This window comes from Actinacidiphila cocklensis (assembly GCF_907177275.1).
In the GTDB taxonomy this organism is placed as follows: domain Bacteria; phylum Actinomycetota; class Actinomycetes; order Streptomycetales; family Streptomycetaceae; genus Actinacidiphila; species Actinacidiphila cocklensis.
The window spans coordinates 70,498-92,211 of sequence record NZ_CAJSLV010000103.1; the positions used below are offsets into that span (position 1 = coordinate 70,498).

Annotated in this window: 19 protein-coding genes; 7 read left to right on the forward strand and 12 right to left on the reverse strand. The window is 73.8% G+C overall.

What is annotated here, in order from left to right; genetic code table 11:
* Position 1: 1 nt before the first annotated feature.
* From NFU81_RS35515 to NFU81_RS35565, 11 genes are all read right to left on the reverse strand, one after another.
* On the reverse strand, positions 2–1,627 hold the full coding sequence (locus tag NFU81_RS35515; RefSeq protein WP_251499688.1) for a class I adenylate-forming enzyme family protein: 1,626 nt from the start codon (positions 1,625–1,627) through the stop codon (positions 2–4).
* Positions 1,628–1,685: 58 nt separating this feature from the next.
* Positions 1,686–2,657 (reverse strand): alpha-ketoacid dehydrogenase subunit beta, encoded by a 972-nt coding sequence (locus tag NFU81_RS35520; RefSeq protein ID WP_251499691.1) that lies wholly within the window; start codon positions 2,655–2,657, stop codon positions 1,686–1,688.
* Complete coding sequence (locus NFU81_RS35525) at positions 2,657–3,649, reverse strand: thiamine pyrophosphate-dependent dehydrogenase E1 component subunit alpha (RefSeq protein ID WP_251499693.1); 993 nt, start codon at positions 3,647–3,649, stop codon at positions 2,657–2,659. Before NFU81_RS35525 ends, NFU81_RS35520 begins: the two co-directional genes overlap by 1 nt.
* The gene (locus tag NFU81_RS35530; protein ID WP_251499696.1) at positions 3,628–4,563 is read right to left on the reverse strand and encodes a phytanoyl-CoA dioxygenase family protein; all 936 of its coding nucleotides are present in this window, start codon (positions 4,561–4,563) and stop codon (positions 3,628–3,630) included. Before NFU81_RS35530 ends, NFU81_RS35525 begins: the two co-directional genes overlap by 22 nt.
* On the reverse strand, positions 4,563–5,651 hold the full coding sequence (gene hppD, locus NFU81_RS35535; protein WP_251499698.1) for a 4-hydroxyphenylpyruvate dioxygenase: 1,089 nt from the start codon (positions 5,649–5,651) through the stop codon (positions 4,563–4,565). The genes NFU81_RS35530 and hppD overlap by 1 nt, the downstream gene beginning before the upstream one ends.
* A gap of 23 nt (positions 5,652–5,674) precedes the next feature.
* Entirely contained in the window at positions 5,675–6,940 is a 1,266-nt protein-coding gene (locus NFU81_RS35540; RefSeq protein WP_251499701.1) for a beta-ketoacyl-[acyl-carrier-protein] synthase family protein, read from the reverse strand.
* Positions 6,937–7,158 (reverse strand): hypothetical protein, encoded by a 222-nt coding sequence (locus NFU81_RS35545; RefSeq protein ID WP_251499704.1) that lies wholly within the window; start codon positions 7,156–7,158, stop codon positions 6,937–6,939. Before NFU81_RS35545 ends, NFU81_RS35540 begins: the two co-directional genes overlap by 4 nt.
* Before the next feature lie 821 nt (positions 7,159–7,979).
* Positions 7,980–9,125, reverse strand: coding sequence for a beta-ketoacyl synthase N-terminal-like domain-containing protein (locus tag NFU81_RS35550; protein WP_251500132.1), 1,146 nt, complete (start codon positions 9,123–9,125; stop codon positions 7,980–7,982).
* 34 nt (positions 9,126–9,159) lie between these two features.
* Positions 9,160–9,396: an acyl carrier protein gene (locus NFU81_RS35555; protein ID WP_251499706.1), complete on the reverse strand. Its 237-nt coding sequence runs from the start codon at positions 9,394–9,396 to the stop codon at positions 9,160–9,162.
* Positions 9,397–9,512: 116 nt separating this feature from the next.
* Positions 9,513–9,788: an acyl carrier protein gene (locus NFU81_RS35560; protein WP_251499709.1), complete on the reverse strand. Its 276-nt coding sequence runs from the start codon at positions 9,786–9,788 to the stop codon at positions 9,513–9,515.
* Complete coding sequence (locus tag NFU81_RS35565; RefSeq protein WP_251499712.1) at positions 9,778–11,253, reverse strand: class I adenylate-forming enzyme family protein; 1,476 nt, start codon at positions 11,251–11,253, stop codon at positions 9,778–9,780. Before NFU81_RS35565 ends, NFU81_RS35560 begins: the two co-directional genes overlap by 11 nt.
* A 602-nt stretch (positions 11,254–11,855) precedes the next feature.
* Between NFU81_RS35565 and NFU81_RS35570 the strand changes: the two genes are divergently transcribed.
* The 5 genes from NFU81_RS35570 to NFU81_RS35590 are packed head-to-tail and all read left to right on the forward strand — an operon-like array spanning position 11,856 to position 16,983.
* Positions 11,856–13,064: a methyltransferase domain-containing protein gene (locus NFU81_RS35570; RefSeq protein ID WP_251499714.1), complete on the forward strand. Its 1,209-nt coding sequence runs from the start codon at positions 11,856–11,858 to the stop codon at positions 13,062–13,064.
* On the forward strand, positions 13,064–14,245 hold the full coding sequence (locus NFU81_RS35575; RefSeq protein ID WP_251499717.1) for a glycosyltransferase: 1,182 nt from the start codon (positions 13,064–13,066) through the stop codon (positions 14,243–14,245). The genes NFU81_RS35570 and NFU81_RS35575 overlap by 1 nt, the downstream gene beginning before the upstream one ends.
* Entirely contained in the window at positions 14,242–15,006 is a 765-nt protein-coding gene (locus tag NFU81_RS35580; protein WP_251499720.1) for an ABC transporter permease, read from the forward strand. The genes NFU81_RS35575 and NFU81_RS35580 overlap by 4 nt, the downstream gene beginning before the upstream one ends.
* Before the next feature lie 34 nt (positions 15,007–15,040).
* Positions 15,041–15,997, forward strand: coding sequence for an ATP-binding cassette domain-containing protein (locus NFU81_RS35585; RefSeq protein WP_251499722.1), 957 nt, complete (start codon positions 15,041–15,043; stop codon positions 15,995–15,997).
* Between the two features lie 2 nt (positions 15,998–15,999).
* Positions 16,000–16,983: an NAD-dependent epimerase/dehydratase family protein gene (locus NFU81_RS35590; protein ID WP_251499724.1), complete on the forward strand. Its 984-nt coding sequence runs from the start codon at positions 16,000–16,002 to the stop codon at positions 16,981–16,983.
* Positions 16,984–17,017: 34 nt separating this feature from the next.
* Here the strand turns inward: NFU81_RS35590 and NFU81_RS35595 are convergent, their stop codons facing one another.
* Positions 17,018–19,024 carry an ATP-binding protein gene (locus NFU81_RS35595; protein ID WP_251499727.1) on the reverse strand — a complete coding sequence of 669 codons (2,007 nt, stop codon included), beginning with the start codon at positions 19,022–19,024 and terminating at the stop codon, positions 17,018–17,020.
* A gap of 498 nt (positions 19,025–19,522) precedes the next feature.
* Here NFU81_RS35595 and NFU81_RS35600 point away from each other — a divergent pair, with 498 nt between their 5' ends.
* The gene (locus tag NFU81_RS35600) at positions 19,523–21,094 is read left to right on the forward strand and encodes a class I adenylate-forming enzyme family protein (RefSeq protein ID WP_251499729.1); all 1,572 of its coding nucleotides are present in this window, start codon (positions 19,523–19,525) and stop codon (positions 21,092–21,094) included.
* Between the two features lie 92 nt (positions 21,095–21,186).
* Complete coding sequence (locus NFU81_RS35605; RefSeq protein WP_251499731.1) at positions 21,187–21,714, forward strand: cupin domain-containing protein; 528 nt, start codon at positions 21,187–21,189, stop codon at positions 21,712–21,714.

The window sequence follows — 21,714 nt, forward strand, 5'->3', positions numbered from 1 at the left end:
CTCAGACCCCTGCCGTCTGGGCGCGATGCCGCTGGCGCATCAGGAACTTGCGGACCTTGCCGGTCGGCCCGGTGATCAGGTCGGCCTCGGAGATGACGACGACCTGGCGCAGGGTCGCCGCCGCGGCGGCCGTCAGCGCGTCACGGATCGCCGGCGCGCGGTCGGCGGCCGGGTCGGCCCCGGCGTGCAGGGCGAGCAGGACGTCGGTGACGACGCGCCCGCCGACGTCCGTCGACACCACCGTGCAGTCGTGCACGTCGGGGCAGCGGGCGAGGATGCGCTCCTCCGTCATGGCCGTGTAGAGCCATTCGCCGCCGAGGTCCACCGCGTCCACCGCCCGGTCGACGTGGAAGTAGTAGCCCTCCTCGTCGCGGTACAACAGGTCGCCGGTGAGGTAGTAGCCGCCCAGCCGGTTGCGGTAGGTGGCCGCCGAGTCGTTCCAGTAGCCGGGGGCCAGCGTCGGTGCCTTCAGGCCCAGTTGGCCGACCTCGCCGACCGGCACCTCCTCGCCGGTGGCGGTGTCGAGCAGCGCCACGTCGGCGAAGCCGTGCGGCACGCCGACGCAGCGCCCGTAGCGCTCGGTCGCCGCGGTGTGGGTGATGTGGAAGGCGGAGTGGCCCATCTCGGTGGAGCCGAGGCCGTCGACGAAGCTGGAGCCCGGGGTGCGGCGCACGCCCTCGCGGGTGACCGTCTCGCGCGAACCGACCGCGACCAGGCGGCGGATGTGCGGCTCGTGGGCGCAGTCACCGGTGTTGAACCACAGCGACACCGAGTCCAGGTCGTGCGCGGACAGGTCCTCCCGGGCCAACTGGGTCCAGGTGGCGGCGAATCCGAGCACTCCGCTGGGCTTCCAGCGCTCGATGGCCCGCACCACCGCGGGGCCGTCGTTCTGCGTGGACAGCAGCAGCAGGTCGCTGCGCAGGCACAGCGCCATGTTCAGCGCCGAGATGCCGGCCGCGTGCGCGGCGGGCAGCGCGCTGAGTATCCGCTCCGCGCCGCGGGCGCGGGGCGCGGAGAGCCGGAAGAGCCGGGTGGCGGCGAAGAGGCTGGCGCTGGAGTGCACCACCGCCGCGGGCATCCGGGTGGTGCCGGAGGAGTGGGTGATCGCGATCGGGTCGTCGGGGTGGTGGCGGTACGGCGCCGGCGCCGTTGACGGGTCCCCGGTGCCGACGTCCGCCGCGTCCGCGTACAGCGCGAGGCCCAGGTCCTGGCCGGCCAGCCGGGCGCGGTGCTCGGGGTCGGCCACCAGGGCGACCCCGCGCAGCCTGCGGATGTACTCGGCGGCGATGTCGCCGGGCAGGTACGGGTTCATCAGCGCGGGGATCGCGCCGAGCCAGGCCAGCGCCTGGAAGTTCAGCAGGCAGTCCGCCGCGCTCGACACGTAGATCGCGACCGGGTCGCGCGGGCCGATGCCGTTCGCCTGCCACCAGGCCGCCCTGGCCGCGACGCGCTCGCGCAGCTGCCCGAGGGTCAGCTGCTGCCAGGCCGGGTACCCGTCGACCGGGGTGTCGAAGGCGGCGCCCGGCCCTTCGGGGTCGGCCCCGTGCTCGAACAGCTTGGGCAGGACGTTGCCCGCGCCGAGCTGCGGGTCGGCGGCCAGCCTGGCCCGGATGTTGGTGCCGGTCACAGCGTTCCTCCTTCGTGTAGCCCTGCCCTCGTGCGGGGTGCGGGGCCGGCCGTCCGGCTCATCCCGCACCCACCGACTTCTCGACCGCCGCCCGCAGTTGGGACCTGGTGGGCTGGCAGGCCAGGTCCAGCTCGCGGGCGAAGGGGAGCACCGCGCCGTCCGGCCGGGTCACCCGGCGCGGCGGCGCGACCAGCCGCATCTCCTCGGCCGCCGTGGCGACGATCTCCGCGCCGATGCCGCAGGACCGGTTGGAGTCGTCCACCACGACCAGCCGTCCCGTGCGCTCCAGCGACGCGGCCAGCCCGGCCCAGTCGAAGGGGTGCAGCGAGCGGGGGTCGAAGACCTCGACGGACACCGTCCCCGCCAGCTCGTCCGCGACCGCCAGCGCGTCGTGCACGAGGTGCCCCACCGCCACGACGGTGACGTCGGTGCCCGCCCGGTGGATGCGGGCGGAGCCGAGCGGTACGGGGGCGAGCCCGGCGAGGTCGACGTCCTCGCGCACGCCCAGCGCGCCGGACGGCGCGAACACGACCACCGGGTCGTCGTCCCTGATGGCCGTCACCAGCAGCCCGTACGCGTCCGTGGCGGTCGCCGGGACCACCGTCTTGACCCCGACGTGCGCGAACAGGCTGTACGGGTGGTCGGAGTGCTGGCCCGCCCAGCTGTCCCGGGAGCCCGAGCCGGGCAGCAGGTACGTCACCGGCACCCGCGTCTGGCCCCCGGTCATCAGGGAGAACTTGTGAGCCTGGTTGGCGATCTGCTCGAAGGCCAGGAAGAGCAGCGCCGGGATCTGGAACTCGATCAGCGGGCGCATCCCGGCCATCGCCGCACCGGTCGCGAAGCTGGTGAAGGCCTGCTCGGAGATGGGCGTGTCCAGCACCCTGTCCCTGCCGAAGCGGCGCAGCAGCCCCGCGGTGGCGTAGGTGACGGCCACCCCGATGTCCTCGCCGAGGACGCACACGGCCGGGTCGCGTTCCATCTCGTCGCCGATCGCGCGGTTGAGCGCCTTGAGGTAGGAGAGCCTGGGCATCACAGCGCCCCCGCCCTGGGCCGCAGCCCGGTGGCGTACAGGTGGTCGAGGGCGGTGGCCGGGTCGGGGTGCGGGCCTGCGAGGGCGAAGCGCACCGCCTCGTCGAGCAGTTCGGCGGTCTCGGCGTCGATCGTGGCGCGGGTGGCCGCGGGGATGCGGGCGCCCTGGATCTCCAGCGGGTCGCGGGCGGTGCCCGCGGCCACCTCCTCGTCGGTGCGGTAGCGGGGGCGTGCGGTGTGCTCCCAGGTGTGGTGGGCGTCGAAGCGGTAGGTGACGCACTCCAGCAGCGTGGGTCCGCCGCCCGACCTGGCGCGCTCGACGGCCCCCGTGGTGGCGTCGAGCACCGCCTGCGGGTCCATGCCGTCCACGACGGCCGCCGGGATGCCGAAGGCCGCCGCGCGGCCGACGACCGTGCCGGCCATGGTGTCCGCGGGGCGCATGGACGTGGCGAAGCCGTTGTTCTCGCAGACCAGCACGACCGGGACCCGCCACAGCGCGGCCAGGTTGAAGCTCTCCAGCACCACCCCCTGGCTGACCGCGCCGTCGCCGAAGTACGCCAGCGCGACCCGGTCGGCGCCGGCCTGCCGCATCGCCCAGGCCGCGCCCGCCGCGATCGGTACGGCGGCGCCCACGATCGCGTCGGCCCCCAGCACCCCCGCGGCGAAGTCGGCGGCGTGCATCGAGCCGCCGCGGCCCTGGTTGAGCCCGGTGCTGCGGCCGGCCAGCTCGGCCATCATGCGGGCCGGGTCCGCGCCCTTGGCCAGTACGTGGCCGTGCCCGCGGTGGGTGCTGGTGATCACGTCGTCCGGGCGGAGCGCGGCGCAGGTCCCCGCGGCGACCGCCTCCTGCCCGGTGCAGGGGTGGATGCCGCCGCGGATCACCCCGTCGCGCACCAGCTCGACCGCGCGCTGCTCGAAGCCCCTGATCAGGGCGACGGTCCGGTAGAGCCCCGACGGTTCCGCCGCCGCCGTCACGGCCGGTCCGCGCGCCACAGCACCGGGCAGTAGGCGGGGTCGGCGTAGTCGGGGCGGCCGTCGGGCAGTCGCCGCACCAGGACGTCGTGGTTGTACGCGGCCGGGCTGCCGTCGCTGAGCGCGAACCTGCGGTACTCGTTCCCGCCGTCCTGCAGATGGAAGGAGATCGCGCGGCGCGGCCGCCCGCTGCGGTTGGCGCCGCTGCCGTGGTAGGTCAGGCAGTGGTGGAAGCTCATGTGGCCCTTGGGGATGACCAGCGGCACCTTGCGGATCTCGGCGCCGTTGTAGGCGGCGTTCTCGGCGAGCACCCGCTCCAGGTCGTCGTTGTCGCGGTCGGCGAAGTGCCTGGTCATCGAGTCCTCGCGGCCGGTCTCCTTCCACTGGTGGCTGCCGTCGACGACGGTGAGGGTGCCCATCTCCTCATCGCAGTCGTGGAAGGGGATGAACGCGGTCAGCATCCGCTCGGAGGTGGACGTCGACCAGTAGTGCTTGTCGAAGTGCCAGGGCACGATGTTGCTGGGCTCGCCCTCGACGGGCGGCTTGAGGATCAGCGTCGACTGGAAGACCCGGATCTCCGCGGCCTGCGCCAGGCGTGCGGCGACCGCGCCGATCAGCGGCTTGCGCAGGATGCGGGCGATCGGGTCGCTCTCGACGTGCACGTAGTCGTTGTGCCGCTGGACGGGTCCGTCCGAGGGCTGCCAGGCCGCCAGCCGCGGCGGGCGGACCGGCAGCGTGCGGCTGCGCTCGCCGGCGTAGTAGCCCTCGCTTGCGGCGAGGAGTTCGTCGACCTCCGCGTCGGCCAGCAGCTTCTTGGTCAGGAACCAGCCGTGCCGGGCGTAGAAGGCGACGTCGTCGTCGTCCGGCAGCAGGGCGGCTTCCTCGTCGGTGAGCGCGAAGCGCGGGTCGCCGCCCGCCGGCGCGTCGCCGGTCATCACAGGCCCGCCTGCGTGGTCTCGCGTACGGCGGCCAGCTCGCGTTCCTTGGCCTCGTACAGGGCGGGGATGTTGCTGGTGCCGAAGGTGCGGGCGCCGTGCCGCTCGATCAGCTCCCAGAAGAACGTCCGCCGCACGTGCAGGGACTTGGCGAAGATCTGGTACATCTGCCCCCAGTGGTCGCGGTCGACGAGGATGCCGCGCGGCCGCAGCCGCTCCACCGGGAGGTCGACGGCCCCGAGCCGGCCGTCGAGCGAGCTGTAGTAGCTGCCGGGGGTGGGCGCGAAGCCGACGCCCCGCCCGCCGAGCGCGTCGACCGCGGCGACGATGTCCTGGCTGCCCAGCGCGAGGTGCTGGACGCCGGGGCCTGCGTGCCAGGCGAGGAAGTCGTCGATCTGGCCCGGCGAGCGGCTCAGGTCCGGCTGGATCAGCGTCAGCGTGACGCCGCCGCCGGGGCTCTGCACCACCTGCGAGAACATCCCCTGGCCGCCGACCTCGATGTACTCCTCGAAGATCAGGTCGAAGCCGAAGGCCTGCTGGTAGAAGCGGGTGGTGGCGTCCAGGGTGCCGGGCTCCAGGCAGACCGCGGCGTGGTCGATGGTCCGCAGCAGGTCGGGGTCCTCCGGCGGCGGCCCGTCCAGCATCTCGATCGCGCCGGGCAGGAAGTCCCCGTCGGCGCCGTGCCGTTCGACCAGCCGGTGCGACACGTCGCCGAAGCCGGAGACGGTGGCGGTCAGCACGGACGCGTCCTTGCCCTCGTGAGTCCGCGGCGCGTCGATCGCGGTCGCGCCGCCCGCCACGGCCGCGGCGAACGCGGACCTGGCGTCACTGGTGCCGAACGCGACGACCGCGACGCCGTCGCCGTGCCGGGAGACGTAGTCGACGGCCGGGTGGTCGGGCCGCAGCCCCGAGGTGAGCAGCACCCGGCAGTCCCCCTGGCCCAGCAGCAGGCTGCGCTGGCCCGGCATGCCGGTCTCGGGACCGCCCTGCCCGCACAGGCGGAAGCCGAACGCGGAGCACAGGACGAACGCCGCCTGGCGCGCGTCACCCACGTAGAACTCGACATGATCGATGCCGAGGTAGTCCATTTCCGCTCCTTCTCTCGGGGTCGTCAGACCGTGCGGGTCAGCCGGGTGCCCGGCATGCCGTAGACGAGGCTGACGTTGTGGCCGCCGAAGCCGAACGAGTTCGACATCACGTGGCCGATACGCGGGGCCGGGCGCGGGCTCTTGCGGACGTGGTCGAGGTCGCAGGCCGGGTCCGGGTCGTCCAGGTTGTGGGTCGGCGGCAGCAGGCCGCGGCGCAGCGCCAGGACGGCGACCGCGGACTCGACCACGCCGGAGGCGCCGAGCATGTGCCCGGTCACCGCTTTGGTGCCGCTCACCGGCGGGGCGTCGGCGCCGAAGACCCGGCGGATCGCCAGGGCCTCCGCGCGGTCGCCGATCTTGGTGCTGGTGCCGTGCGCGTTGACGTAGCCGACGTCGGCGGGCTCCAGGCCCGCGTCGGCCAGGGCCAGCCGCATGCACGCGGCGGCGCCCTCGCCCTCGGGGTGCGGGGTGGTCGGGTGGTGGGCGTCGTTGGTGGCGCCCCAGCCCTGGACGCCCGCGTAGCCGGCCGCGCCGCGCGCGTCCGCGTGCTCGGCGCGCTCCAGGACCAGGACGCCGGCGCCCTCGCCGAGCACCAGGCCGTTGCGGCGGCGGTCGAAGGGGCGGCTGGCGCCGGTCGGGTCGTCGGCCCAACCGCGGGCCAGGGCACGGGCGTTGTTGAAGGTGTCGGCCAGCGTCGGGAAGAGCGGCGCCTCGCTGCACCCGGCCACCACGACGTCCGCCTCGCCCGCGCGCAGCAGCCGCAGGCCCTCCCCGATCGACTGCGCCCCGGCCGCGCAGGCGGTGGCGATCGACGAGCTGTAGCCGCGGATGCCGTGCCGGATGGCGATACGGGCCGCGCCCATGTTCGGCAGCATGCCCGGCAGCAGGTACGGGCTGACGCCCAGCCGGCCGCGCTGCGTCCTGGTGACGACCTGCGCCTCCAGCGTGGCCAGGCCGCCGGTCCCGGACAGGATCACCCCGATCCGGTACGGGTCGACGTCCCGGCCCACCTCGATGCCCGCGTCGGCCAGCGCGTCGGCGGCCGCCCGCAGGGCCATCACGATGTAGCGGTCCACGACGCGGGTCTCGGGTCCCGACAGGACGGACTCCGGGTCGATCGGCGGCCCGAAGGCGGCCACGTCCAGGCTCCCCTCCAGCAGGCTCCCGGCCGGCGGCCGCCCGAGTCCCGACCGCCCCTCGCTCATCGCCGCCACGACCTCGGCGGCACTGGTGCCCACCGGGGTCACCATGCCCATCCCGGTCACGACGACGTCCGCGCCACGTGTCACAGCCGTTCCCCTTCGCTCGTGGGTGCCCCCGCGCCGACCAGCACGGCCTCGGCCCGATCCCCTGCACCGCCCTGCTCGACCCGCACGACCAGGACCTCGTCGGCGTCCCCGTCCTCGATCAGCACCCCGGCCACCTCGATCCCCCCGCCCGCGACACACACGACCGGCCCTTCCAGCCCCCACCGCGCGGCCACATGCCCGGCCACGGCATTCGGCACCGCCTGAAAGAACATCAACGGCCCCGGCCGCCCCCCGCCGTCGACGACTTCTGCGACATGCACGGCCCCGGCCAGGTCCCCGAGCGCACTGACGATGACGACTCCCGTCCTCCCCCCGCGGCCAACCCCTCGCGCCGCAGGCGCGGGCGCCGCACCGTGCGCGGCAGCGGTTGACGCGCTGGGCGCGGGCGCCACGGATGTGGCGGGCGCGGGCGCCGCGCGAACCGCGGGTACATCGCCGGCAGGCGCAGCCGCAGGATCCGCGGCCGAAGGCCGACCAGCCGCGGACGCCGCAGGCGCAGCCGCCGCGCGAACCGCGCGAACATCACCGGCACCACCAGCGGCAGGCACGTCAGCCGCCGCAGGCGCAAGCACCGCGCCGACCGCGCGCACCTCACCGGCGCCGGCGCCGGCAGGCGCAGCCGCCGGATCCGCGGCCGCAGGCCGACCAGAAGCAGCCGCCGCAGGCACGGCAGCTGCCGCAGCCGAAGGCCGACCAGCCGCAGACGCGGACGCGGCAGGCACGGCAGCCGCCGCAGGTGCTAGCGACGCGCGAACCGCGGGTACATGGCCGGCACCACCGGCCGCATGCACAGCCGCAGGATCCGCGGCCGAAGGCCGATCAGAAGCAGCCGCAGCCGCCGCGCGGGACAAGCAGCGGTTCGCCGTCGCCGCCGTCAGGGGGCTGAAGGTGGAGATCACGAAGCCCGGGATCGGAGGGGGGACGCGGTCGGTGGGGGATTCGGGCCAGGCTGATGAGGCGAGGACGCGCAGGCCTGCGGATTCGGCGCGCAGCGCGAGGCTGCCGGGGGGCGCGAGGGTCATGGCGTGCCCACCAGGAGTGCGGTGTTGGCCCCGCCGAAAGCCGTGGTCAGGCTGAGGGCGTACGCCGAGGTGGTGCGCGCCGCGCGGTCGAGGACCAGGCCGAGGCGGCAGTCCGGGTCGGGGCCGAGGTAGCCGGAGTTGACCGGGAGCCGGCCGGCGCGCAACGCCGCCATGCAGACGATGAGTTCGAGCAGCGCGCCGGCCTCCAGGGCCTGGCCGTGCACGGACTTCGTGGAGCTGACGGGTAAGGCCTCGGCGTCCTCGCCGAACACGCGGTGCAGCGCCGCGGATTCCGCCGCGTCGCCGGCCGGCGAGCCGGACCCGTGGGCGTTGACGTAGCCGATGTCCTCGGGCCGCAGGTTCGCGCGGGCCAGCGCGTCGTCCATCGCGCGGGCCAGGCCGGCGCCGTCGGGCCGCGGCCTGCACACGTGGTGGGCGTCGCCGGCCCGCCCCCACCCGGACAGCCGGGCCAGCGGCGTGGCCCGCCGCCGCCGGGCGGCGGCGGCCGACTCGACCACCACCGCCACCACGGCGTCGCCCAGCAGAAGCCCGCCGCGCCCGGCACTGAAGGGGCGTACCCGACCGTCGCGGGCGAGTGCCCCGCCCGCGTCGAAGACGGCGAACTGGTCGGCCTCGACCAGATATCCGGCCGCCACCACGATCCGCTCCGCCCGCCCCCGGGCGACCAGCGCGGCCGCGTCGGCCACTGCGGTGCTCGACGCCACGCAGGCCGAGGTGTACGCGCGCGCCGCGCCGGACAGCCCGGCGCGGCGGGCGACGGCGCCGGCGAACGTGTCGGCACCGTGGCCGGCGCGCTCGTCCCCGGGCACCCGCGGCAGCGCGGGATCGCCGTGCACCGCCAGGTGCAGCGGGCAGCCGCCGCGCTGCGCGGCGCTCAGGCCCGCCTCGTCGCAGGCGTGGTCGATGATCCGGGCCAACTCGTCGGCCAGCACCGGGTTTCCGGGGCGCGCGGCGGCATGGACGGTCCGCCGCCCGGTGACGCCGAAGCGCTCCACGGGCGCGAAGCCGGGCCTGCCGTCGAGGGCGGCGCCGAGCACAGGACCGACCCCGTCCCCGAAGGCGCTGAGCACCTCGGCCCCGGTGACGACGACATCCTCAGGGCCTCGCCGTACCCCGGCCATCGCGCTCACCCCCTCCCCCGCCCGCCGACGGCCCTCACACCGACCGCCCGCCCCCGGCGCCGCCGGGCTCCAACGCACCCGGCCCGGAGCGGAGTTCGGCCAGCACCTGGAGCGCGGTGGACACCGTCGTCATCCGGGACATCGCCTCGTCGTCCACGCTGTCGCCGTAGCGCTGCTCGATCTGGTGGACCAGCCACGCCAGTTCCATCGAGTCGATGCCCTCGGGCACCTCCTCGGGCGGCCGGTCGCCGAAAGCGGCGAGGATCGCCACGATCTCCTCCCGACCGGGACCGGGACCGGAGCCGGAGCCGGGACCGGAGCCGCCGGGACCAGGACCTGCACCTGGACCGGGCGCGGCGGGCGCCGAACCGCCCGCAGGCACGTCGCTCACTGGCCCGCGCCCGCAGCGGGCATCGCCGCGATCCGCGCGGCCAGCGCCGCCCCGAACTCGCCGACGGTCATCGTGCCGAGGAGCTCCGCCTCGTCCTCCTCGAACATCACGCCGAAGCGCTCCTCGACCCTGATCCCCAGTTCCGCCAGCGAGAGCGACTCCAGGTCGACGCCGGCGGGGCCGAGCGGGGTGTCGTCGTCGACACCGGCGACGCTGTAGTTCATCTCGGTCAGCGAGGTGAGCACAAACGCTCGGATCTCCTCAGTGGACATCGCGCGGATTCCCTTCCCTGGTGGCCTGTTGCCGGTCGGACGGACGGTGCGGATCGCGGGCGGCGGCCCGCAGGGCGGACTGGTCGCGCAGCAGCTTCCCGGTGGCGGTGCGCGGCAGCCGGTCGACGAAGTGCAGCAGCCGGGGCCGCTTGTAGGCGGCGAGCCGTTCGGCGAGCCCCGCCTCGACGGCGGGGCCGGTGCCGGCCTCGCGCAGGACCGCGTACGCCTCGATCGACGTGCCGAAGACGACGACCGCGTCGGCGACCTGCGGCAGCGCGGCGAGCGTGTGCTCGACCTCGGTGAGGTCGACCTTGAGCCCGCCCACCGAGACCTGCGAGTCGAGCCGGCCCAGCACCCGGACCCGGCCGGTGTCGGGGTCGACGGTGCCGCCGTCCCTGGTGTGCAGCCAGCCGCCGGACCAGCGCGACGCGTCACGGGTGCCGAGGTAGGGCGACTGCTCGGTGGCGACCAGCAGCTCGCCGCGGGACTCCCTGACGGTGATGCCGGGCGCCGGGGTCACCTCCGGGCGGTGCTCGCCGAAGAGGTCGGTGGCGATGACGCCGACCTCGGTCATCCCGTACATGCTGCCGAGCCGGATGCCGTAGCGGTCCACGAAGGCGTCGTGCACCTGCGCCCTGACCAGTTCACCGCCGGTGGTCATGCCGGTGAGCTGGGGCAGCGGGGGCGGGTTGGCGACCCAGCTGAGCAGTTCGATGTGGAAGGGCACGCCGAGCAGCGTGGTCGGCTGCGGCCCGGCGGCCACCGTGGCGAGGATCCCCTCGCCGGTCATCCGCGCGGGGAAGGCGAGTTGCACCCCGGCGTGCAGGCTGTGCAGCAGGCCGCCGACCAGGCCCAGGACGTGCACCATGGACGCCATCGACACGATGCGCTCGCCGGCCCGCGGCACCCCGTCCATCCGCGCGTACCTGCCGATCTCGGCGATCAGGTCGGCCGCGGTGCGCCCGATGATCTTCGAGGGTCCCGTGGAGCCCGAGCTGAGCTGGACCAGGGCGTGCGGGGTCCGGGCCGGGCTGCCGGGGCGGGCGCGGGCGGTGTCGCGCTGGGCGTAGAAGCCGCGGGCGGGACCGCCGCCGACCGGTTCCGCCGACACGACGACCTGGCTCTCCAGCCGGCCCAGCGCCCGTTCGGTCTCGAACGGGGTGAGCCGGTGGTCGAGTAACGCGACCTGCGCCCCGATCCGCCAGCCCGCCAGCAGGTTGGAGACCAGCGCGGGCGAGGGGGCCAGGCACAGCGCGGCCGTGCCGCCGGCGCGCAGGCCCGCCGCGATGAGCGCGGCCTGCCGCTCCGCGACCAGGCGGCGCAGCCCGTCCCTGCTGACCGGTGCGTCGAAGACGAGGCAGACATCGGCGCCGGGGCCGGCGAGCAACACGTCGTCCACCCATGAGGAGTCGGGCGGCGAGGGCGCCGGGCCGCTCTTCTGCTGGTTTGTCGATGCAGCCTTCATGAAGGGCCAGAACCTCTTTCCCGACGCGACCAAAAGAGCGACCGAATTCTCACGCCGAACTTTCAACTCTGAATTCATCGCTGTCAAGACCCCGCCTGACGGGCACAACTTCCCAATAATCTCTGGCGTATCAATGAGTCACACAGGGCACAAATTCCCCGCATTGACGAGGGCAACACCCTTCGCTAGCATGGCGCCAATTGGCCAACTGCCGTGATCCGGCAGAGAGTTGCCAGCCCAGCACGCCTGTACCACTCGTAGGTGATCTCCTAGCCACCCCTCACGGCTAGGCGGTCCTTTTTCCCTCGCGTACACCCCCCACGGCCTGCTCTTCGCGCCCTCCTGCGCGCTTCCCACGTACCGCTCGGCGTACCTGCTCACGCACACGCTCATGCACGCGTTCACGCACACGTTCACGTATCACGTACTTGTTCACGCACTCCGTCATGCACTCACCCCCGACCTCCGGGGGTGCAACATTTACCCTTCGCATGCCCTTGTGGACGAGACCAATTCACGGATCTCACCGGTCCGAGCCGACAGCTCTATTCGTGCTGCCTTCGTATTCCGCATTCCTGCCAGCATTCGAGGATTGGCCATCAGTGGAACCTGGGACCGGCGCCGGCCTGAACACGGCCGTGGAGCGCTACTACGACATCACTCTTGATCTGTACGAGGACCTGTGGGGTGAACACGTCCACCACGGTTTCTGGGACCCGGGAGAGGTGCCCGGTGTCACTGGCGCCGACCGCCACGCGGCCACCGACCGGCTGGTCCGCGAGCTGGTCGACTTCGCCCGCGTCCCCGCGGGTTCGAGGGTCTTGGACGTCGGCTGCGGCATCGGCGGCCCCGCACTGCATCTGGCAGGGGCGATGGGCTGCACCGTCGAGGGCGTCACGCTCAGCGCCCGGCAGGCGGCGAGGGCCAACGAGAAGGCGCAGGCCGCCGGGGTCGCCGGCCGCGCCCGCTTCCACCAGCTGGACGCCCTGTCCACCGGGTTCCCCGACGCGTCCTTCGACGTGGTCTGGGCGCTGGAGAGCCTGATGCACCTCCCCGACCGGCCGGCCTTCTTCGCCGAGGCGATGCGCCTGCTGCGGCCCGGCGGCACCCTGGCGGTCGCCACCTGGTCGGTGCGCGAGGGCGAGCTGGACGACGCCGAGCAGGACCTCGTACGGCAGATACTCCAGCACCAGGTGATGCCCGACTTCTCCTCCCTGGAGGAGCACGAGCGGCAGGCCGCCGCGGCCGGCTTCGCCGACGTCGCCTCGGTGGACTGGAGTTCGGCCGTCGCCAACTCCTGGGACCCGTCCTTCGCGCAGATCAGGCGGTTCGAGCAGGGCAGGACCGTGATGCGGCAACTGGCCCGCGAGCGCGGGGTGGACGTGCTGGGCTTCTTCCACGCGGGGCCGCTGATGAAGAAGGGCTTCGACACCGGCGTCGTCACCTACGGGGCGGTCCGCGCCACCAGGCCCGAGCCCGGCGACGCGGCGGCGGCCGCGCTGATCCGCCCGGTCGCCGACCTGCTGCGGGGCATCGTCGGCGAGGACGGCGCCTGGCTCGACTCCGTCGTCCCCGGCACCAGGATCGACGGCGACCTGCTGGTCGAGAGCCACGAACTGGCCGCGTGGAGCCTGGCGTTGCGCGACCGCTACGGTGACGGCGTCGACCTGGCGGCGTACGTCTCGGGCCTGGAGATCGACGAGATCGTCGAGCTGACCGTCGCCGACGTGGCCGGCTACGTCGCCGCCCACCGCAGCGACGACGCGGGCGGCTCCCGCGACAGCGGGCCGGCGCCCGCCGACGGCCGCTGATGGGCCGCTACCTGTTCGTCTCGCTGCCGCTGACCGGCCACGTGCACCCGATGGCCGCGGTGTCCGCGGCGCTGGTCGCGCGCGGGCACGAGGTGCTGTGGGCCGGCTCCGAGTCCTTCCTGCGGCCGGTGCTCGGCCCGGACGCCGCGATCGCCCCGATCCCGCTGCGCGCGCACCGCGGCCAGGCCGACCGGGGCATGGCGGCGGCCAGGTCGCGCTGGGAGGGCTACGTCGTCCCGCACGCGAAGGCCACCCTGCCCGGCATCGAGCGGGCGGTGGCCGCCTTCCGGCCCGACGTCCTCGCGGTGGACCAGCACGCCGTGGCCGGCGCGATCGCCGCGCACCGCGCCGGGCTGCCCTGGGCGAGCCTGGCGCCGACCACGATGGAGCTGACCCGGCCCTACCGGGCGCTGCCGAAGGTCGAGGCGTGGATACAGCGGCAGATGGCGGCGGCCTGGACCGCGGCCGGTATGGCCGGTGCGCCGCCGCACGACCTGCGCTTCTCCCCGCACCTGCTGATCGCCTTCACCGGCAGCGCCCTGAACGGCCCGCTGGACTGGCCGGACAACGCCGTCCTGGTCGGCCCCGCGCTGGCCCGGCGCGCGCCCGACACCGCCTTCCCGTGGGACTGGCTGGACCCGGGGCGCCGCCATGTCCTGGTCACCGTGGGCACGTTGTCGATGGACCTGGCGCAGGACTTCCACGCCCGGGTGGTCGAGGCGCTGCGCCCGCTGGGCCGCGACGTCCAGGCGATCGTGGTGGCACCGGACGGTACGGTCCCCGACGCGCCGCAGGGCGACGTCCTGGTCCGCTCCCGGGCTCCGGTGCTCGACCTGATGCCCCGTCTGGACGCGGTCGTCAGCCACGGCGGCCTGAACACCGTGTGCGAGGCGCTCGCCCACGGGGTGCCGCTGGTCGTCGCACCGATCAAGGGCGACCAGCCCATCAACGCCGCCCGGGTCGCCGCGACCGGCGCCGGGCGCCGGGTCAGGTTCGCCGGCGTCCGTCCCGAGCAGCTGCGCGCGGACCTGCTGGCCGTACTCGACGACCCCGCCTACCGCGCCGCCGCACGGCGCGTACGCGACTCCTTCGCCGCCGCGGGCGGCGCGGCGGCCGCGGCCCGGCACCTCGAAGGAATGCTCGAAGCAGGCTCGACGGATGGGGAGCGCATACCGGCATGAAGACACTCCGTGACACCTGGCTGGTCTTCCGGCGGCACGTGCTGCTGCTGACCAGGTCGCCGCTGTCGATCCTGCTGGGCGTGGCCCAGCCGGTGGTCTACATGGCGCTGTTCGCGCCGCTGCTGAAGCCCGCGCTGTCCTCCATGGGCGCCGACTCGATGACCGACGCCTACCGCATCTACGTACCCGGCATGCTCGTCGCCCTGGCGCTCGGCGGCGGGCTCTACGTCGGTTTCGGCCTGCTCGGCGAGCTGGCCTCCGGGGTCATCGAGCGGGCCAGGGTGACCCCGGTCAGCCGGGCGGCGCTGCTGCTCGGGCGGGCGCTGCGGGACGTGGTCGTCCTCGTCGTCCAGGCGGTGATCATCGTCGTCCTGGCCATGCCGCTCGGCCTGTTCGTGCACGTGACGGACCTGCTGCTGGCGTACGCGCTGCTGGCGCTGATCACCCTGAGCAGCTCGGCGATCAGCTACGGGATCGCGCTGAAGGTCAGCGACCCCAACGCGCTCGGCCAGGTGGTCAACAACATCGCCCAGCCGCTGATGCTGCTGTCGGGGACGCTGCTGCCGCTGGCACTCGCCCCGCTGTGGCTGCGCCGGATCTCGGACTGGAACCCCTTCAGCCGGGCGGTCGTCGGCATGCGCGCACTGTTCGCCGGGCACGCGGGCGACGCCTCGGTCTGGCAGAGCCTGGCGCTGATGGCCGGTGTCGCGCTGCTGGCACTCGCGTGGTCGGCCCGGCTGTTCGCCCGCTCGGTGCGCTGACCGCGCCCGATCCCGACACGACAAGGAGGCCTCGATGATCGAGACCAGGGGACTGCGGAAGTCCTTCCGCACCGGGCGCCGCCGCAAGGCCACGACCGTGGAGGCGGTGGCGGGCCTGGACCTGACGGTGGGCGAGGGCGAGATCTTCGGCTTCCTCGGCCCGAACGGCGCCGGGAAGACGACGACGCTGCGGATGCTCGCCACCCTGCTGCCGCCCGACGGTGGCGAGGCGGTCGTCGCCGGCGCCGACCTGCGCACCGCCCAGGCGGCGGTGCGCCGCAGCATCGGCTACGTCGCCCAGGGCGGCGGCACCTGGGACGACGTGACGGCCCGCGAGGAACTGGTCCTGCAGGCCAGGATGTACGGCATCGGCAGGGCCGAGGCGCACAGCAGGGCCGAGGCGGCGCTGGACGCCTTCGACCTGACCGCGTACGCCGACCGCCACTGCCGTACGTACTCCGGCGGGCAGCGGCGGCGGGTGGACATCGCGCTGGGGGTGATCCACCGGCCGAAGGTGCTCTTCCTCGACGAGCCGACCTCGGGCCTGGACCCGCAGAGCCGCGCGCACATGTGGGACGAGATCCGCCGGCTGCGCACCGGCGGCATGACCGTCTTCCTGACGACGCACTACCTGGACGAGGCGGACGCCCTGTGCGACCGGATCGCCATCATCGACGGCGGCGGGATCGTGGCCGACGGCACCCCGGCCGAGCTGAAGCGCGGGATCGACGGCGAGGTGGTCACCGTGGAGGTCGCCGAGCACGCGGCGAAGGCGGCCGAGGTGCTGGCCCAGCAGGACTGCGTACGGTCCGCCGAGCTGCGCGACGAGGGGGACCTGCGGCTGTCGGTGGACGCGGGCGAGACCGCGATGCCCCGGATCATGCGGGCGCTGGCCGACGTCGGCGTCGAGCTGACCACCATCGAGCTGCACCGCCCGACGCTGGACGACGTGTTCCTGGCCAGGACCGGCCGCTCGCTGCGGGAGTCCTGACCATGGCACGCGGTGCGACGACGAAGGAGACGGATATGGGCGGGGTCCTGCCGGTGCGCCGCGCGGTCGTCACGGGCGGCGCCGGTTTCGTGGGGTCGCACCTGTGCGACCGGCTGCGGGAGGAGGGCACCGAGGTCGTCTGCGTCGACAACCTGCTCACCGGCAGCACCGGCAACCTCCGTGCGCGCGACGGCGATCCGGGGTTCACCCTGGAGGTCCGCGACGTGTGCGAGCCCTTCGACGTGGCAGGCCCGGTCGACCTGGTGCTGCACCTGGCCTCGCCCGCCTCGCCGCACGACTACGCCCGGCACCCGCTGGAGACCCTCAGGGCCGGCGCGCAGGGGACCGCGAACGCCCTGGACCTCGCCCACCGCAAGGGCGCCCGCTTCCTGCTCGCCTCCACCTCCGAGGTGTACGGCGACCCGCTGGTCCACCCGCAGACCGAGCTGTACTGGGGCAACGTCAACCCGGTGGGCCCGCGCAGCCAGTACGACGAGGCCAAGCGCTACGCCGAGGCGCTGACCACCGCCTACCGCGGCGCCCGGGGCGTGGACACCGTCATCGTGCGGCTGTTCAACACCTACGGCCCGCGGATGCGGCCCGAGGACGGCAGGGCGGTGCCGACCTTCGTCACCCAGGCGCTCGCCGGTGAGCCGCTGACCGTCGCGGGGGACGGGTCGCAGACCAGGTCGCTGTGCTACGTCGACGACACCGTCGGCGGCATCCTGGCCGCGGCCGCCGCGACGCACCCGGGTCCTGTCAACCTGGGCAACCCGGTGGAACTGACCATCCTCGACCTGGCCCGCCGCATCCGCGAGCTGTGCGGTTCCGCGTCGGAGATCGCCTTCGTGGAGCGGCCGGTCGACGATCCGGGGCTGCGCAGGCCGGACATCGCGCTGGCCCGGGCCGAACTGGGCTGGCAGCCCGCGGTCGACTTCGACAAGGGCCTGGCGATGACCATCGACTGGTTCTCCCGGCTCGGCTGAGCCGGTGGTCCCTGCGGTCTCAGTCCCTGCGGTCTCACTGCTCGTGCGGCCAGTACCCGGCGCCCTCCAGGGTGCCGCTGGCACTGCCGGTCCAGGTGCGGGCCGCGGCCTGGCCGATCCTGCGGTGCAGGTGCGCCCGGCGCAGCCGCCCGGTGGCCCCGTAGAGCACCTCGGCGGTCACCGCGTGGGTGAAGCGGAACCAGCCGAGTCGCTGCTGGTCCTCGGTGATCAGGCCGGCCGCGACGGCGGCGTCCAGCGCTTCGAGTGCCGCCTCGATCCCGACCCCGGCGGCGTCGGCGACGACATCGATATCGAAGTGCCGCCCCGCGACCGCGGCCACCGACAGCACCCCCGCGGCCTGCTGCGGCAGTTGGGCCACCCGCCGCAGCACCACCTCGCGCACCGGTACCGGCACCGGCACGGTGTGGGGCTGTTCGAGGCGCTGCTCGCTGGTGAGCTGCTTGATCAGTTCGCGCAGGTAGAACGGGTGGCCCTCGGTGCGGTCCCACAGGCCCTCCGCGGTGTGGCTGCCGACCTCCCGGTGCAGCATCGCGCCCGCCAGCCGCTGCGTCTCCTGCACGTCCAGGCCGCACAACGCGATCCTGGTGGTCCCCGCGCGGGCCAGCGCGGCCGAGGTCTCGGTCAGGGCGGACTCGCCCGACCGGTGGCCGACCGCCACCAGCAGCCGGCCGCCCTGCACCGACTCGGCGAGGTGGGCCAGCAGCCGCAGCGAGCTGGGGTCGGCGCGGTGCAGGTGGTCGAGCACCACGACCAGCGGTGTGCCCTGCGAGGCGCCCGTCAGGTAGTCCACGATCGCGTCGAACCGGCGCAGCGTGGCGGCGTCCGCGTCGGTGCCGTCCGGGACCCGGCGGACGTCCTCGCGGTCGAGCAGTTCGGCCACAGGACCCGGTACGGGCCACTGCGGGCAGCACGCGGCCAGCGTGCGCAGCACCTGCTGCCAGGGCCACAGCGGCGGCGCCGCGACGTGCTCGGGGCAGGCGCCCCACAGCACCGGTACGCCCGCGGACGCGGCGAAGCGCCGCAGCAGGCCGGTCTTGCCGATGCCGGGCTCGCCCGACACGGTCACCACCTGCCCGCGCCCGGCGGCCGCGGCGGGCAGCGCATCGGCCAGTTGCCGCAAGGAGGCCTCACGGCCGACGAAGACGTCGGGGTCCGCGGCCCGCACGGCCGGCGTGCCGGAGCCGCCGGCCCTCGGGGCCGGCACGCCGGGCGCGGCCGGCACGCTCCTGACCACCGGCGGGGCCGGCGGCTGCCAGTCCAGGGCCGGCGCCTGGTTGAGTATCTCGCTCTCCAGGTGCTGGAGCGCGGGCCTGGGGTCGATGCCCAGCTCCCTGGCCAGCCGCTGCTGGTTGGTGCGCAGCACCGCGAGCGCGTCGGCCTGCCGGCCGGCCCGGTAGAGGGCCAGGCTCAGCAGTTCGCAGCCGTACTCGCGCAACGGGTGGGCCTGCGTGAAGGCTTCGAGTTCCGCCACCGCCACCTCGTGGGCGCCGGCGGCCAGCAGGGCGGCGCAGCGCCCCTCGACCAGCGAAAGCCGCAGCTCCTCCAGCCGCTCGACCTCGGGCACCACGTGGGTGGCGTTGGCCACCTCCGCGTAGGCCTGCCCCCGCCACAGCGCGAGCCCGGCCTCGAACTCGCCGAGCGCCTGCCGCCGGTCGCCGCGGCCCCACGCGTGCCAGCCCGCGGTGGCGCGCTCGCAGAACCGGTGGACGTCGACCCGGACGGCGCGGCTGTCCAGCAGGTAGCCCTGGCCGTGGGTGCGCAGCACGGTGGCCGGTGTCCTGCGCGCCCTGGACGGCTCCAGTACCCGGCGCAGGTTGGCGACGTAGGCGTGCAGCGAGGTGCGCGCGGAGGGCGGCGGCCGCCCCTCCCACAGCTCCTCCAGCATCACGTCGACCGTCACGGGGTGGCCGACCCGGCTCACCAGCAGGGCAAGCAGCGCGCGCTGCTTGGGGGTGCCCAGATCGACCATCCGGCCGTCGACCACGGCCTCCACGGGTCCGAGCGCGCGGAATTCCACCATGCCGTTCGGAGTGCCCTGGTTCTCCGCCGGCTGTGCCTCGGTCCACCGGATATAGCCCGGTCCCGTGGCCGGCCCGGATAAGGGGTTCCGCGCGAATGCCGCCACTCCGGGGCCGCCACCGGAGCCGCTGTCCTGCCCGACCATGAACATGGCCGCACCTTCCCCGTAAATCACACAGACAGCCAGGAACCTCTACTGATTAACAGTCGGATACGAGCGTGGCCATCGGGTGACTGCATGTCAAGGCCCCCCATTCGGTGCGCCTTTCGCCACGGTTTCGGCCGATTCCTCGGTTTGCCTGCCGTGGCGGTGGCGTTGCCGCCCGCCAGTCCATCGCCAAGCCGACGCCAACCCGATCGACAGTGGCGCGCAAGCCGGGTGGCCGATGCTGGGACGCCTCGGTGCTCGTTGAGCGTGTCCTGTCGCGCCGCCGAGCCGGCGACGACCCGAATTCCATCGCATTTCCTGGAAAGGGAGCTGGTCCCGATGATGGGCTTCATGGTCGACCGTGCGATAGCCAAGCACGGTCTTCAGCTCGGCAGCATGCCGGAAATGGCCGCGGCCAAGAACAGCTCGACGCGGCTCAGCCTCGACCACGACCTCGACGTGCTCCCGGGAGCCGGGCGGCGCCTGACGGCGGGCCGGCTCGCCGAGCACGTGGACGACCTCGCGGGGCGGCTGGCGGCGGCGGGCGTCCGCTCCGGCGACACCATCGCCATCTACAAGTCCCCCAACTTCGACGTCTGGATGCTGGCCTCGGCCGCCGCCCGCGTCGGCGCGGTCCCGGTGATGCTGCAGCCCGCTCTTGACGGTGCGACCGTCGGCATCCTGCTCGGCCGCCTGCACCGGCCGCACCTGCTCACCGACCTGCCCAAGCTGCACGTCCTGGCCGACGTTCCGGTCAAGGAGCTGGCCAAGACGGTGATCATCTCGCACGGCGAGTGGCCGGGCGCGGTCGCACTCACCGACCTGGCCGGCTCCCCGCGGGTCGAGCCGGTCTTCCGCGGCCTGGACGAGCCGGCGATGATCACCCACACCTCGGGCACCACGGGGGTCCCGAAGCTCGTCGTGCACACCCCGCGGACCATGGGCGTACGGCTGCGCCCGCAGTGGTGGCTGCTGTCGCTGATGTGGCGGCGCGACACCGTCGCGATCAACCTGCCCTTCGTGCACTCGCGGATGTACGCGGCGATGTCGCTGGTGCTGATGAAGGCGATGCCGGTGCTGCTGATGAACAACCCGAAGCCCGACGACGTGGCGGGCCTGCTGGCCGCGCACAAGCCGACCTTCATCGAGGCGCTGCCCAACGCGTTCATGGACTGGGAGCCGCTCGCCGAGGACCCGCGCAAGCCGTTCGCCTCGGTCAAGTACTTCAGCAGCACCTTCGACGCGATCCACCCCAGGACCATCACCCGGCTGATCGCGTCCTCCAAGCGCCGGGTGCCGCTGTTCTTCCAGATCTACGGGCAGAGCGAGGTCGGCCCCGCCGTCGGGCGGCCCTACTTCAGCAAGTCCGTGCACCGCACCGACGGCCGCTGCGTCGGCTACCCGATGCCGGGCTGCGCGCAGGTCCGGGTGGTCAGCCGCGACGGCAAGCGCCCGTCGAAGGCCACCCCCGGTGCCATCGAGGTCCGCTGGGACGGCATCGCGCACAGCTACTTCGGTGAGCCCGAGCGCTACGAGGCCAACAAGCACGACGGCTGGTGGCGTACCGGCGACGTCGGCTACCGCACCAGGCGCGGCTGCCTGCACATGCTCGACCGCGAGGTGGACATGGTCCCGGAGACCAGCAGCACCCTGGAGATCGAGGACCTGATGATCAGCCGGCTGGACGAGCTGACCGAACTGGTCGTCGTCATCGGCCCGAACGCCGAGCCGATCCCGGTGATCTGCACCGACGGCGACCGGCCGCTGGACCCGGAGCGCTGGCGCACCGCCGCCGCCGACTTCCCGCAGCTGGCCGACCCGGTGCAGCTCCCGCAGGCGGAACTGCCCAGGACGGCCACCATGAAGGTCCGCCGGATCGAGCTGTCGCAGCTGCTGCAGAGCCGGCTGGAGAAGCGGGTCTGAGCCGTGCGGCGCCGCCCACCCGGCGGCGCCGCCACCGACGGCGATCTCGTCACCGAAGGCGGTCTCGTCACCGCGACAGGGAGGGCAAGCGCATGAAGGGCCTCATCGTTCCGCCGGGCCAGGGCAAAAGGCTGCTGACCAAGGCTCAGGACGTCACGTTCAAGGTCACCGGGGCGGACGGCGGTTTCGCCTCGACCTTCGAGGTGGTGGTGCCGCCGGGCTTCAACGTCGGCGCCCATGTCCACGAGCACTCCACGGAGTTCTTCTACGTCCTCGAAGGCGAGCTGGACGTCTTCGCGTTCGAGCCGGTGGAGCGCACGCCGGACGACTGGGCGGACTGGAAGTCCCCCGACGGCGAGCAGATCCTGCGGGCCGGCCCCGGCAGCTGCATGTTCGTGCCCACCGGCACCCCGCACGCGTTCACCAACGCCACCGAGAACCCGGTGCGGATGCTCTTCCAGGCGTCCCCGCCGCCGGACCACGAGCGCTACTTCGAGGAGATCTGCGAGATCTTCTCCGCGGGCACGACGGTGGACTCCGGCGCGGTGCAGCGGCTGCGCGACCGCTACGACGTCCACCAGATCACCCCGCTGCGCTTCGAGCCGCCGGCCCCCCAGTGA

Coding starts and splice junctions, on each gene's coding strand:
- NFU81_RS35520 (WP_251499691.1), bottom strand. CDS start 2,657: ATGCCCAGGCTCTCCTACCTCAAGGCGCTCAACCGCGCGATCGGCGAC.
- NFU81_RS35530 (WP_251499696.1), bottom strand. CDS start 4,563: ATGACCGGCGACGCGCCGGCGGGCGGCGACCCGCGCTTCGCGCTCACC.
- hppD (WP_251499698.1), bottom strand. CDS start 5,651: ATGGACTACCTCGGCATCGATCATGTCGAGTTCTACGTGGGTGACGCG.
- NFU81_RS35550 (WP_251500132.1), bottom strand. CDS start 9,125: ATGGCCGGGGTACGGCGAGGCCCTGAGGATGTCGTCGTCACCGGGGCC.
- NFU81_RS35560 (WP_251499709.1), bottom strand. CDS start 9,788: ATGTCCACTGAGGAGATCCGAGCGTTTGTGCTCACCTCGCTGACCGAG.
- NFU81_RS35565 (WP_251499712.1), bottom strand. CDS start 11,253: ATGAAGGCTGCATCGACAAACCAGCAGAAGAGCGGCCCGGCGCCCTCG.
- NFU81_RS35575 (WP_251499717.1), top strand. CDS start 13,064: ATGGGCCGCTACCTGTTCGTCTCGCTGCCGCTGACCGGCCACGTGCAC.
- NFU81_RS35580 (WP_251499720.1), top strand. CDS start 14,242: ATGAAGACACTCCGTGACACCTGGCTGGTCTTCCGGCGGCACGTGCTG.
- NFU81_RS35585 (WP_251499722.1), top strand. CDS start 15,041: ATGATCGAGACCAGGGGACTGCGGAAGTCCTTCCGCACCGGGCGCCGC.
- NFU81_RS35590 (WP_251499724.1), top strand. CDS start 16,000: ATGGCACGCGGTGCGACGACGAAGGAGACGGATATGGGCGGGGTCCTG.
- NFU81_RS35595 (WP_251499727.1), bottom strand. CDS start 19,024: ATGGTGGAATTCCGCGCGCTCGGACCCGTGGAGGCCGTGGTCGACGGC.
- NFU81_RS35600 (WP_251499729.1), top strand. CDS start 19,523: ATGGTCGACCGTGCGATAGCCAAGCACGGTCTTCAGCTCGGCAGCATG.
- NFU81_RS35605 (WP_251499731.1), top strand. CDS start 21,187: ATGAAGGGCCTCATCGTTCCGCCGGGCCAGGGCAAAAGGCTGCTGACC.